The sequence below is a fragment of the Mesorhizobium sp. M0152 genome (assembly GCF_040322415.1).
GTDB lineage: Bacteria > Pseudomonadota > Alphaproteobacteria > Rhizobiales > Rhizobiaceae > Mesorhizobium.
Map to the genome: position 1 here is coordinate 185,821 of NZ_JAMYTH010000007.1, position 11,956 is coordinate 197,776.

General features: G+C 63.4%; 10 protein-coding genes. 4 read left to right on the forward strand and 6 right to left on the reverse strand.

The annotated features are described in order from the left end of the window. Window positions 1-38: 38 nt before the first annotated feature. Genes NKJ26_RS10500 through NKJ26_RS10510 form a run of 3 tightly spaced genes read left to right on the forward strand, consistent with a single transcriptional unit; the run spans window position 39 to window position 2,647 of the window. The gene (locus NKJ26_RS10500) at window positions 39-635 is read left to right on the forward strand and encodes a dimethylamine monooxygenase subunit DmmA family protein (RefSeq protein ID WP_027023044.1); all 597 of its coding nucleotides are present in this window, start codon (window positions 39-41) and stop codon (window positions 633-635) included. Further along, complete coding sequence (locus tag NKJ26_RS10505) at window positions 632-1,597, forward strand: PDR/VanB family oxidoreductase (RefSeq protein ID WP_352695189.1); 966 nt, start codon at window positions 632-634, stop codon at window positions 1,595-1,597. The genes NKJ26_RS10500 and NKJ26_RS10505 overlap by 4 nt, the downstream gene beginning before the upstream one ends. 9 nt (window positions 1,598-1,606) lie before the next feature. Beyond that, complete coding sequence (locus NKJ26_RS10510; RefSeq protein ID WP_352695190.1) at window positions 1,607-2,647, forward strand: heme-dependent oxidative N-demethylase family protein; 1,041 nt, start codon at window positions 1,607-1,609, stop codon at window positions 2,645-2,647. 408 nt (window positions 2,648-3,055) lie between these two features. On the opposite strand, the gene NKJ26_RS10515 is transcribed toward NKJ26_RS10510, so the two are convergent. Then, complete coding sequence (locus NKJ26_RS10515; RefSeq protein WP_027023041.1) at window positions 3,056-3,766, reverse strand: helix-turn-helix domain-containing protein; 711 nt, start codon at window positions 3,764-3,766, stop codon at window positions 3,056-3,058. A 261-nt stretch (window positions 3,767-4,027) separates the two neighbouring features. Between NKJ26_RS10515 and NKJ26_RS10520 the strand changes: the two genes are divergently transcribed. Then, complete coding sequence (locus NKJ26_RS10520; RefSeq protein ID WP_352695191.1) at window positions 4,028-5,386, forward strand: trimethylamine monooxygenase; 1,359 nt, start codon at window positions 4,028-4,030, stop codon at window positions 5,384-5,386. A 15-nt stretch (window positions 5,387-5,401) separates the two neighbouring features. On the opposite strand, the gene NKJ26_RS10525 is transcribed toward NKJ26_RS10520, so the two are convergent. The 5 genes from NKJ26_RS10525 to NKJ26_RS10545 all read right to left on the reverse strand — a co-directional run bounded on the left by NKJ26_RS10525 (window position 5,402) and on the right by NKJ26_RS10545 (window position 11,929). After that, window positions 5,402-7,381 carry an ABC transporter permease gene (locus NKJ26_RS10525; RefSeq protein WP_352695192.1) on the reverse strand — a complete coding sequence of 660 codons (1,980 nt, stop codon included), beginning with the start codon at window positions 7,379-7,381 and terminating at the stop codon, window positions 5,402-5,404. Next, window positions 7,378-8,457, reverse strand: a complete 1,080-nt coding sequence (locus NKJ26_RS10530) for a quaternary amine ABC transporter ATP-binding protein (protein WP_352695193.1) — start codon at window positions 8,455-8,457, stop codon at window positions 7,378-7,380. The genes NKJ26_RS10525 and NKJ26_RS10530 overlap by 4 nt, the downstream gene beginning before the upstream one ends. 75 nt (window positions 8,458-8,532) lie before the next feature. Then, window positions 8,533-9,507 carry an ABC transporter substrate-binding protein gene (locus NKJ26_RS10535; RefSeq protein ID WP_352598781.1) on the reverse strand — a complete coding sequence of 325 codons (975 nt, stop codon included), beginning with the start codon at window positions 9,505-9,507 and terminating at the stop codon, window positions 8,533-8,535. Window positions 9,508-9,943: 436 nt separating this feature from the next. Next, window positions 9,944-10,708 carry an SDR family oxidoreductase gene (locus NKJ26_RS10540; protein WP_352695194.1) on the reverse strand — a complete coding sequence of 255 codons (765 nt, stop codon included), beginning with the start codon at window positions 10,706-10,708 and terminating at the stop codon, window positions 9,944-9,946. Between the two features lie 114 nt (window positions 10,709-10,822). Then, on the reverse strand, window positions 10,823-11,929 hold the full coding sequence (locus NKJ26_RS10545) for a mandelate racemase/muconate lactonizing enzyme family protein (protein ID WP_352695195.1): 1,107 nt from the start codon (window positions 11,927-11,929) through the stop codon (window positions 10,823-10,825). Between the last annotated feature and the right edge of the window lie 27 nt (window positions 11,930-11,956).

The following is an 11,956-nucleotide window of genomic DNA, read 5'->3' on the forward strand; positions in this document are numbered from 1 at the left end:
ATAGTCGAAAGCGAGGCGTTCGAGGCATGAAAGCGTAAATGGCAGCCAAAAGCATCATCAGCCGGCCGGTCTACGGGACGCTGTCCGCTCAGCCCGGCAAACACCATCTTTTCATCGCGGATGCCGAAGGGGCGCTCGCCATATCGGACATGGCCGGCAGAGCCCCCGCCGGTTTTTTCGATGGCGCCGAGATCGTCTTCATTCCAGGACCTGACGGCAAGCACATTGCGGCGCTTGAAGCGCTGAAGCCCGCGCAATTCCACCAGGCGCCGTCCTTCGCCAGCCTGCTGCCGCGCCTGAGACAGACGCTGGCCAACGCGCATATGGGCCTGCGCCTCTATCTCTCCGGCACCGAGGGGCTGATCGGCCAGGCCATGCAGGCGGCACTCGAAGCCGGCATCGACCACACCTCGATCCAGACCGAGCATCGCGGCTCGCTGGCGCGCCGCATGCAATGCGTGCACTGCAAGGGCATCACCGAAAACGTCACGACGCAGCCGGCCACCTGCGCGCATTGCGGCCTGCTGCTTTTGGTGCGCGATCATTATTCCAGGCGCCTCGCCGCCTTCCAGGGCGTCTGCATCAATGCCGAGGATCGCAGCGAAATTCCTCCGATGGAGGAGATCTTCCGATGAGCACCGGCACCACCAAGCTCGACGTTGTGGTCAGCGACGTCGTCCCGGTCAACGAGCTGGTCACCCGCTTTCATTTCCGCCGGCGCGACGGCGAGCTTTTGCCGACCTTCTCCGGCGGTGCCCATGTCGTGGTCGAGATGCGCGACGGCGAGCGCACCAGGCTCAATCCCTATTCGCTGATGGGCTCGCCGCTCGATACGCGCGAGTACACGATCTCGGTGCGCCGCGACGATGTCGGGCGCGGCGGCTCGCTGTTCATGCACAGGCGCGTCAAGCCCGGGCTGGAGATGGTAATCAGCTATCCCGTCAACCTGTTCTCGCTCGACCTCAGGGCGAAGAAACACCTGATGCTGGCCGGCGGCATCGGCATCACGCCGTTCATGGCGCAGACCGCGCAGCTGGCGGGCGAGGGCGGCAATTTCGAACTGCACTATACCTGCCGCACATCCTCGCTCGGCACCTATGCCGATGTACTGCGGGAGCGCTACGGCCGCAGGGTCAGGCTCTACCATGACGACCGCGAAGAGCGAGTCGATCTCGACAGGCTCCTGTCGTCGCAGCCGCTCGGCACACATCTCTATGTCTGCGGTCCGGCAGGCATGATCGGCTGGGTGCGCGAACGCGCCGCCGCGCTTGGCTGGCCGCCGGAGACGGTGCATTTCGAGCATTTCGCGGCACCCCAGCCAGGCCTGCCGTTCGACGTGATGCTGGCTGTCAGCGGCAAGGCGATCCGGGTCGGCGAGCAGCAGAGCCTGCTCGAGGCGATCGAGGCGGCCGGCGTCGATCCGCCCTATCTCTGTCGCGGCGGCGTCTGCGGCCAGTGCGAAACCAATGTCGTCTCGTCCGACGGCAAGTTCATTCACAACGACCACTGGCTGAGCGAGGACGATCACCGTTCCGGCTGCAAGATCATGCCGTGCGTGTCGCGCTTCGAAGGCAAATCGCTGGTCTTGGAAAGATAGGAGGCGAGCTTGGGCATCACCTTTCGCAAGGAAACGTTCCGCGACGACTTCACCTTCAGGAACAGTCCGGAGCACATCAGGCGCTTTCCGTTCCCGTTCCACGAGGACGCCTACATGTACGCGGTCAATATCGAGCCGCATGTCGTCGGGCCGAAGGGCAGCGTGCTGGAAAACCTGATCGACGTCGACGAGCACTATATCGCCGAGATGCAGGACCGCGCTCTGGTGCTGGCGGAGGACCCGCTGCGCTGCCAATCGCTGCCGCACATGACGCTGGCCGGCTGGGATTTGCTGGAACTCCTGATGGAGCAGCAGGCGCTGGGCTATCCCGAGCATTTCACGCTCACCCGTGACGGCGACCGTTGGCGCTGGATCAACCGGCCGCTCGGCATCGACGACACCTTCACCTTCGGCGACACCTCGACGCTGCCCTATGGCCCGATGGAATACATTACCCGCCAAAGCCAGGGCGATTTCTGCATCCTCGACCAGCGCGACGGCAATCTGTGGATGGATGCCGGTATGGTGACCACCCAGGCCGACTGGTCGCTCGATTTCGACATCGGCATGAACTTCTTCGAATGGCACGCGCCGGTGCCGCTGGCGCATGAGAAGGGAATTTTCGTCAGGGCGCTGAAATTCCTCACCAACATCCAGCAAGGCAAGCCGGCGCGGCGTCTCAACTGGACGATGACCATCAATCCGCGCCTCGACACCAGCCCCGAAAACTACCACAAATGGGGACCGGACCGCGCCACGGTGACGCCGGAAAACGTCGGCGACAAGGTGCATCTGCGCGTGGAGCTGCAGAGCTTCTGGCGTCTGCCGCGTTCCAACGGCATCGTCTTCCCGATCCGCTGCTACCTGATCAAGATGGACGAACTGGCAACGCAGCCGAAATGGGCCCGACGCCTGCACCGCGTCATCCGCGACCTGCCCGACGAGCTCGCCAACTACAAGGGCCTGACCCGCTATCGGCCGGCGCTGGTGGAGTGGCTGTCGAAATTGGATGATGGAAGTGCGACAAGCCCGGGGTTTGGGCCGGATTGAATAGCTGATGTTGGCGCTGCCCCTAAAGCTGCCAATCTCCCCCCAAGAGGGGGAGATGCCCGGCAGGGCAGAGGGGGGCGCGAAGGAATGCGAACCATTGAGATCGTCATCCTAGGGCGAAGCAAGGAGCGAAGCGACGCGGCGCAGACCCTACGATCCATGCCGCGACGTTAAGGTATTGCAACGGCTAAGAGTTTTGCTCCGATGCGCCCTTCGTCAAAGGTCACAGGATCCTCGGGTCAAGCCCGAGGATGACGAAGCGCGGTATGAACCAGCCCAGTAATGATACGTCGGCGGGACAGCGCCCCCCTCTGTCCTGCCGGACATCTCCCCCTCAAGTGGGGAGATCGGATGTCGTGAAGCTGCCGATCTTCCGGATGGGGATCTCAAAGGGTGAGATTGGCCAACTCAACCCGCGCTCTGGGGGTAGCAGATGATCGACAAATACCGCATCGGCAGCTTGGTCAATTGCTCCGGCCCGTGCGGCGCGTCGGCGTCGAAGAACAGGCTGTCGCCGGGCTTCATCGGGTAGAGGTTGCTGCCGTGCCGGTAAACGACCTCGCCTTCGAGCATGTAGAGGAACTCCATGCCCTCGTGCTGGAAGGTCGGGAACACATCCGAATCCTCGGTCAGCGTGATCAGATAGGGTTCGACGACGACGCCGCTGGTGTTCGATCCGATATGGCCGAGCAGATTGTACTGGTGGCCGGCGCGCGTGCCGCGGCGCTCGACGTCGAGGCCTTCGCCGGCCTTGACGAAGACGGCGCTGCGCTCTTCCTCGAAGCGGCGGAAAAACGCGGTGACCGGGACGCCGAGCGCTCGCGACAGCGCCTGCAGCGTAGTCAGCGACGGCGAGGTGATGCCGTTCTCGATCTTCGACAGCATGCCGAGCGAAATGTCGGTGGCGGCCGCCAGGTCGGCGACGGTGATGCCGAGCTTCTTGCGGAACGCCCGCACCTCGCGGCCGATCGCCACCTCCAGCACCTTTTCACGCGTATCGCGAATGGCATGCGGATTCTGCGTCAGCGGCGCCCGGATCGTCCGCCCGTCACCCGTCTTCGGCGATGGCTCTGTCTTGGCGACGGCGCCGGACTTGAGGTTTGATGCTGATTTCGCCATTTTGCCGCCCCGAGGGAATCTGCCGATTTTTTCACTCAAGGTGAACATATTCGGTGCCGATACAGAAACGCAACCGCGACAGCAAGCCCTCTTGGTCGAATGATGCCGACCGCAGATTTCGGCAGGCGCCGGGTTTTGCGGGAAAATCCGGTGTCGCGAAACGAGGTTTCCTACAACGCCAGTTGACAGCATGGATGGGCCAATTACTGTCCTGTCAGTGAAATTTGTTTCGCTGGGGAAATCATGACAGGAGGCCCTGCAATGAAAAGTCGCGTTGCCGTCATCGGAGCCGGACCATCCGGCCTGGCACAGCTCAGGGCCTTCAAATCGGCGGCCGACAAGGGCGCCGAGATACCCGAGATCGTCTGCTTCGAAAAGCAGTCCGATTGGGGCGGCCTGTGGAACTACACCTGGCGCACGGGCCTCGACGAGCATGGCGATCCCGTCCACGGCTCGATGTACCGCTACCTCTGGTCGAACGGGCCGAAGGAATGCCTGGAATTCGCCGACTACACGTTCGAGGAACATTTCGGCCGGCCGATCGGTTCCTATCCGCCGCGCGCCGTGCTGTGGGACTACATCAAGGGCCGCGTCGAGAAATCAGGTCTGCGCAAATGGGTGCGGTTCAACAGCCCGGTGCGCATGGTCACCTTCTCCGACGAGACGAAGAAGTTCACCGTCACCGCGCATGACCGCAGCAACGACGTCACCTATTCGGAGGAGTTCGACAATGTCGTCGTCGCTTCCGGGCATTTCTCGGTGCCCAACGTGCCCTATTTCGAAGGTTTTTCCACCTTCAACGGCCGCATCCTGCACAGCCATGATTTCCGCGACGCCATGGAGTTCAAGGGCAAGGACATACTGATCATCGGCCGCTCCTATTCCGCCGAGGACATCGGCTCGCAGTGCTACAAATACGGCGCCAGATCGATCACCTCCAGCTATCGCTCCAAGCCGATGGGCTTCAAATGGCCGGAGAACTGGAAAGAGGTGCCGCTGCTGCAGAAGGTCGTCGGCAAGACCGCGCATTTCAAGGATGGCACCACCAAGGATGTCGACGCCATCATCCTGTGCACCGGCTACCTCCATTCCTTCCCCTTCCTCACCGACGATCTCAAGCTCAAGACCGCCAACCGCATGTGGCCGCTGGACCTCTATGAGGGTGTCGTCTGGGAGAAGAACCCGCAGCTCTCCTATATCGGCATGCAGGACCAGTTCTACACCTTCAACATGTTCGACGCGCAGGCCTGGTACGCGCGCGATGTCATCATGGGCCGCATCAAATTGCCGTCGGCCGAGGCGATGGCCGAGCACGGCGCCAAATGGCGAGCGCGCGAGGAGACGCTGGAGGACGCCGAGCAGATGATCTGGTTCCAGGGCGACTACACCAGGGAATTGATGGACCAGACCGACTATCCCGGCTTCGACGTCGAGGCGGTCAACCGGACCTTCATGGAATGGGAGCACCACAAGGCGGAGAACATCATGGGCTTCCGCGACAACGCCTATCGTTCGCTGATGACCGGCACCATGGCGCCGCTGCACCATACGCCGTGGCTGCAGGCGCTGGATGATTCGATGGAGAGCTATCTCGAGGTGAAGGGCGTCGCGGCGGAGTAGCCGTCGCGCCTCACACTATCCCAGCCTTGCCCTTGCCTTCGCCGTCCAGGCGTTGAACAGCCGGTCGGCGACGATACCGATGAAGGCGATGGCGAGACCGGCGACGATGCCACGGCCGGAATCGGCCTTGGACAGTGCGATGAACACCTCCTGGCCGAGATCGCGCGTGCCGACCATGGCGCAGATGATGATCATCGCCAGCGCCATCAGGATGGTCTGGTTGACGCCGAGCATGATCTCCGGCAGCGCCAGCGGCAATTGCACGCGAAAGAAGGTCTGGCGCGGCGTGCAGCCCGATACCTTGGCCGCCTCGATCAGCGCCGGCGGCACCTGCCTGATGCCGTGATTGGTGTAGCGGATCGCCGGCACCACGGCGAAGGCGATCGTTGCGATCATCGCGGTAACGTCGCCGACGCGGAACAGCATCACCACCGGAATGATGAAGCAGAACGACGGCAGCACCTGCAGCGTGTCGATGACAGGCGTAATCACCTTCTCGAAACGGTCGCTGCGCGCGGCCATCAGGCCGATCGGGATGCCGATCAGGCAAGCGATGAAGGCCGAGATGCCGCAGAGATAGACCGTGGCCATGGTCTTTTCCCACAGCCCCGTGACGGCGCAGAAGGCGGTCAGCACTGCCACCAAAGCGGCCAGACGCAAACCGGAAAGCTGATAGCCGGCAAGGCCGAGCAGGAACACCGCGCCCAGCCACGGAAAGCCTTCGCAGAAGGCCCGCACCGGGTTCAGCACGTTGAGGATCAGCACCACGCGGAACGCCTCGATCGTGTCGAAGAAATTGATCGTCACCCAGTTCACCGCCGCCTTCCACAGCGGCGCGGTGGTGAAGGTGATCGCCTTCGGCACGGCGGAGAACGCCGGCACGAACAGTCCGAGCAGCGTGGTGGCCGCGAGGATGGCGATGGCCAGCGTCAGATTGGGGTAGCGCCGCCAGAAGTTCGCTTCTGCATCCTCGAAGGCATGGCCCTTTGCCTGTTTGTGCGCGATGGCCTGGCTCAGCCGGTCGAGCGCGATGGCCAGCGCCACGATGGCCAGCCCTGCTTCCATCGCTTCGCCGACCTTCAGCGCGCGCAGCGCCAGAAGCACGTCATAACCCAGCCCGCCGGCGCCGATCATCGAGGCGATGATGACCATGTTCAGCGCCAGCATGATGACCTGGTTGACGCCGATCATCAATGTCGGCCGCGCCGAGGGCAGCAGCACGCGCCATAGTTTCTGCCGCGCCGTGCAGCCGGCCATCTCGCTGAAATCGTCGATCTCCGACGGCACCCGCGACAGGCCGAGCATCGTCGCGCGCACCATCGGCGGCGTGGCGAAGATGGCGGTTGCGATCATCGCCGAAACCGGGCTGTTGCCGAACAGGAGCAGCATCGGGATGAGATAGGCGAAGGTCGGGATCGTCTGCATCAGGTCAAGCGCAGGGGAGACGACGAGCTTCTCCGCCCACGGCTTGCGCCAGGCCCAGATACCGGCGAACAGACCGGTAACGATGCAGAACGGCACGGCGATGGAGATCAGCGCCAGCGTCAGCATGGCGCTGGTCCATTGGCCGAACAGCGCGATGTAGAGGAAGCAGCCGCCGACCAGCATGCCGAGTTTTCGCCCACCCACGGCGTGCCCGGCCAGGAAGGCGGCGGCGCAGACGCCGGCCCAGGACAGGCGCGGCAGGACGTAGGCGTCGGCGCCATGGCCGATCTTGAAGTTCTTGGCCAGGAGATTGAGCGCGAAATCGAGTGGCACGCCGAGCACCGCGGTGATCGAGCGCGTCAGCCAGGACAGGTTCGACTTGATCCAGCCCATCAGCGCGCCGACCCAGTCGGCGACCGGCACGATCCCGCTGGCCGGATAGTTGACGGCCCAGGGCATGCGTTCCTGCTGAAGAAACACGATGAGCACGGCGGCAAGTGCCGCCGCCCAGATCGCCAGCCACCGCTGAACAGGCGGCCTCGCTTCGCTGGCGCTTGCCGTCACCGTCATGCGCCGGCCCCCGCATGCTCGATGCCGGCCAGCAGATCGATCACCGCTTGCGGCGTCACCTCGCCGATCGGCTTGCCGGTGCCGTTGACCACGGCGAACGGCTTGCCGGCCGCAACGATGCTGGCCGAGAAGCTTGCTATCTTGGCGTCCGGCGATACCGTGCCGCCATGCTCGGCGCCGTCGCAGGCGCGCATCAGGCCGCGCGCCGAGATCACCTTGGCGCGGTCGACGTCGCGGGTGAATTCGGCGACATAGTCGGTCGCCGGATTGACCACCAGCTCCTCCGGCGTCCCGATCTGGATGACCTCGCCGTCCTTCATGATGGCGATGCGGTCGGCCAGCCTTATCGCCTCGTCGAAATCATGGGTGATGAAGACGATGGTCTTGTGCAGCATGGTTTGCAGCCGCATCAACTCGTCCTGCATCTCGCGGCGGATAAGCGGATCGAGTGCCGAGAACGGTTCGTCGAGGAACCAGATTTCCGGTTTTGTCGCCAGGCTGCGGGCAATGCCGACGCGCTGCTGCTGGCCGCCGGACAATTCGCGCGGATAGAAATGCTCGCGGCCACGCAAGCCGACCAGCTCGATCACCTCGCGGGCCCGCGCCTCGCGCGTCGGACGGTCCTGTCCCTGGATGCTCAGCGGGAAGGCGATGTTCTCCAGCACGTTGAGATGCGGCAGCAAGGCAAAGTTCTGGAACACCATGCCCATCCGGTGACGCCGCAATTCTATCAGCGCGGCATCCGAGATCTTCAGCAGGTCCTTGCCTTCGAATTCGACCTTGCCATGCGTCGGTTCGACCAGCCTGGACATGCAGCGCACCAGCGTCGATTTGCCCGATCCCGACAGGCCCATGATGATGAAGATCTCGCCCTGGCGGATTTCGAGATCGACGGCGCGCACCGCGCCGACCAGCCCGGCAGCGGCGACATCGGCCATGCTGGCCTTGCCGTCGCGCTCGCGGATGAAATTGGCCGCGTTCGATCCGAACAGCTTCCAGACGTTGCGGCAGGCGAGCTTTACCGGGCGGGCATCCGTGCCAGCTTTTTTCAGGTTCTGGTCAGTCGCTTCGCTCATGCAATCGCCCTTCTGGAATATGGGATAGAGACCCGGCTGCCAGCGGCCGGGTCTCGCAATTTCCAGTCGGAACGGTCACTGCGCCCAGGCTTTCCAGTCCGCCTCGTGGGCGGCGATCCAGGCGGCGGCGACGTCTTCGGGCGTTTTGCCGCCGAGATCGATGTCGCCGCTCATCTTGTTGAGTTCGTCCGTGTCGACCGTGTACGCCTTCGCCACCTTGTAGGCGACCGGCCATTTGTCCTTCATGCCGGACCAGGAGTATTTCCAGATCTCGCCATGCGGTTTGCCGCAGTCATATTTGGCGTCGGGGTTGGTGCCCCATTTCGGGTCATTGTAGCACTCGGGCGTGTACTCGGGGAATTCAACCCATTCGCCCTTGTATTTCGCCGGCGCCCAGTGCGGCGAATAGATCCACAGCATGATCGGCGCCTTGCGCTGATAGGCCGAGTCCAGCTCGGCGAACATCGCCGCGTCGGTGCCGGCATGGATGACGGTGAAGGGCAGCTTCAGCGCCTCGACGCGTTCGTCGTCAAAGCCTTCCCAGGTCACCGGGCCGCCGAGATAACGGCCCTTCGGCGCTGTCTCGGCCGTCGAGAAGGCCTCGGCGCATTTCGGGTCCTTCAGCGCTTCCCAGTTCGGCAGGCCGGGGCACTTTTCCTTCATGTATTCGGGAAACCACCACTCTTCCTTGGCCTTGGGTCCCAGTTTGCCGAGCCGTTCGGTCTGGCCGGTGGCGTCGGACGCCTTCATCGCCTCGCCGGCGGTCGTGTCCCAGAACTCCAGGCCGACATCGAGGTCGCCATTGGTCAGGCCGGTGGTCAGGCTGGAGAGGTAGTCGGCGGTCGGATATTCGACGGTATAGCCGAGCTTTTCCAGGATGCCGCCGAGGATCTTGGCGTTGAGGTTGACGCTGGTCCAGTCGAACAGCGCGATCTTTATAGGGTCGTTGGATTCGGGTGCGGCGGCGTGGGCGGAAGGTGCCGCCAGGCTTAGTGTCGCGAGCGCGACGGCGCCCATGGATAGTCTCGAAATTCGACTGCGAAATGACATGCTTGTTCTCCTTCAAGCTGTGACGATTATCGTTCGTTCCCTTCTTGCGTCTTTTTTTGGTTGTGTTGGAAAGACTTGTCGTTGCGCAAGGCCGTTGCCGCCATGTCGCGGCCCTGGCCGGCGCAGGCGGAATGATGCTCGATTTCGGTGATGACGAATGCGGGGAGAACCGATGTCATGGCTACCGATGGATCACCGCGCGAGCGATCCCCGGCGGATCATTCGCCAGTCCTGCGGCGCCCTGCACGGTGCGAGCCATCAAGGTCCCATGATCTCGGCTATCGACCCGGCGAGCCCGTACCCGCCAAGGACGTTTCATAGGATGAAATTATATATACCAACGCTCATGACGCGCAACGACTAACGCCTCGCGAGGCGCATAATTTCGGACCGAAGGGGAACTCCGGCCGCTACCCCCGCGACCAGACGTTATCCTTTACCAGCAGACGTAGCCGCCATCGACGATCAGGTCGAGGCCAGTGACGAAGCTCGACGCGCGGCTAGCCAGGAACACGGTTGGCCCGACCATTTCTTCGGGTGCTGCCATGCGCCCCATCGGCGTGTCGCGTTTGAAGATTTTGACCTCTTCCGCGACCTCCGGCCGTTTGTTCATCGGCGTCAGGGTGTAGCCCGGACTGACGACATTGACGCGCAGCCCGCGATCGGCCCACTCCATGGCGAGGCTTTTCGACATATGGATGACGGCCGCTTTCGAGGAGTTGTAATGCGCCTGCGTCAATCCCCGATTGACGATGGTGCCAGACATCGAGGCGATGTTGACGATCGAGCCCTTGCATCGCGCCAGCATCTTGCGGGCTTCGGCCTGGCAGGACAGGAACACGCTGGCGACGTTGACCTCGTGTACCTTCTGCCATTTCTCCAGCGACAGGGTCTCGGCCGGCTCCGAACCGGCAATGCCGGCATTGTTGACCGCGACTGTCAAAGCGCCGAGTTCGGCCTCGACACGATCGATGGCCGCCGCGAGATCGCTCTCGGAGGTCACCGTGCCGTTCAGCACCAGCGCCTTGCGGCCGAGCGCGGTGATCCGGTGAGCGGTTTCGTCCAGCCCACCTTTCGATGCATGGCCGAAACAGGCGACGTCGGCACCCGCCTGCGCCAGTCCGATCGCGATTGCCTGGCCGATGCCGCTGCCGGCGCCCGTGACCAGCGCAACATCACCGTCCAACTTGAAAAGATCCATCGATAGCCCTCCCTGGCTCGGGAAGGGTAAGCGCTACGCCGTACTTCGATCAAGCCTCTGCGCGCCTCGAGACGGAGATCGATCGGCATGGCTTTGATGCCGCGGATTTTCAGCTCAGCGGCCGACCTCGAAGAACGGCGCGCCGAGCAGGTCCGGCACGACATCGATGCCAAGGCCCGGCCCGTCGGGAATGCCCATGCGGCTGCCGGTGACCGGCGGCGTGTTGGACGCCGTGCGCACCGTCACCCATTCATGGAAGGCGATTGCGTGCAGCCGGCGCTCTTCCGGCGTCGACAGCGACAGATGCGCCATCGCCGCCGTATCGATCTCGGCCCCGCCGGTGTCCTCGACGGTGATCATGAAGCCGAGGTCGACCGCGAGGTCGCGGATCTGGCGCGTCTTGGTTACGCCGCCGAGCCGCGAGATTTTCAGCGTCAGCCCGTCGGCCGCACCTTTGCGATGGATGTCGAGCATGTCGTCCAGCGAAGCGACGGATTCGTCGAGCACCATCGGCTTGTCGAGCGAGCGGCGCACCGACATGTTCTCGTCGATCGTGGTGCAGGGCTGCTCGAACGTATAATCGATCGCCCTCGTCGCATCAGCGAACTGGCGGGCCTGGTAGGGCGTCCAGCCGGCATTGGCGTCGCAGAAGATGACGGTGCCTTTCGGCACCGAAGCCGCGACCGCGGTGACGCGTTCGATATCGTCATGGACATTGCCGCCGACCTTGACCTGCAGCCGGTGGAAGCCGTCCTTGACGATGTGCTTCGCCAGTGCGGCCATGGCGTCGACGCTGCCGTGGGTGACGACCTTGTAGAGTTCAGCCGTCTCGCTCTCCTTGCCGCCGAGCAGCGTGACCAGCGGCACGTCGGCGGCGCGCGCCGCGAGATCCCAGCACGCCATGTCGAGCGCCGACTTGATATAGGGGTGGCCCTTGAACACCGTGTCCATCAGCCGGCCGATGCCGGCAAGTCCGCGCGGATCGTGGCCGATGAGATGCGGCGCGATCTCGACCACGCCGGCGCGAACGCCGGCCGCGAAGGCGGGCGAGTAGAAATTACCGAGCGGCGCCATCTCGCCCCAGCCGGTGATGCCATCGTCCGAGGTGATGGCGACGATCACCGCGTCGAATGCGTCGGCAACGCGCCCCTTCGACATGCGATAGGGGCCGTCCACGAAGGGCTGCACGACATGATAGGCTTTTATCGTTTCGATCTTCACGTTGTTGTCCGTTGCGATGTTTGAGGA

Bases quoted from the DNA above. Each gene is read 5' to 3' on its own strand.
- NKJ26_RS10515 (WP_027023041.1), bottom strand. From the start codon at position 3,766: ATGGCGAAATCAGCATCAAACCTCAAGTCCGGCGCCGTCGCCAAGACA.
- NKJ26_RS10500 (WP_027023044.1), top strand. From the start codon at position 39: ATGGCAGCCAAAAGCATCATCAGCCGGCCGGTCTACGGGACGCTGTCC.
- NKJ26_RS10520 (WP_352695191.1), top strand. From the start codon at position 4,028: ATGAAAAGTCGCGTTGCCGTCATCGGAGCCGGACCATCCGGCCTGGCA.
- NKJ26_RS10530 (WP_352695193.1), bottom strand. From the start codon at position 8,457: ATGAGCGAAGCGACTGACCAGAACCTGAAAAAAGCTGGCACGGATGCC.
- NKJ26_RS10525 (WP_352695192.1), bottom strand. From the start codon at position 7,381: ATGACGGTGACGGCAAGCGCCAGCGAAGCGAGGCCGCCTGTTCAGCGG.
- NKJ26_RS10505 (WP_352695189.1), top strand. From the start codon at position 632: ATGAGCACCGGCACCACCAAGCTCGACGTTGTGGTCAGCGACGTCGTC.
- NKJ26_RS10535 (WP_352598781.1), bottom strand. From the start codon at position 9,507: ATGTCATTTCGCAGTCGAATTTCGAGACTATCCATGGGCGCCGTCGCG.
- NKJ26_RS10540 (WP_352695194.1), bottom strand. From the start codon at position 10,708: ATGGATCTTTTCAAGTTGGACGGTGATGTTGCGCTGGTCACGGGCGCC.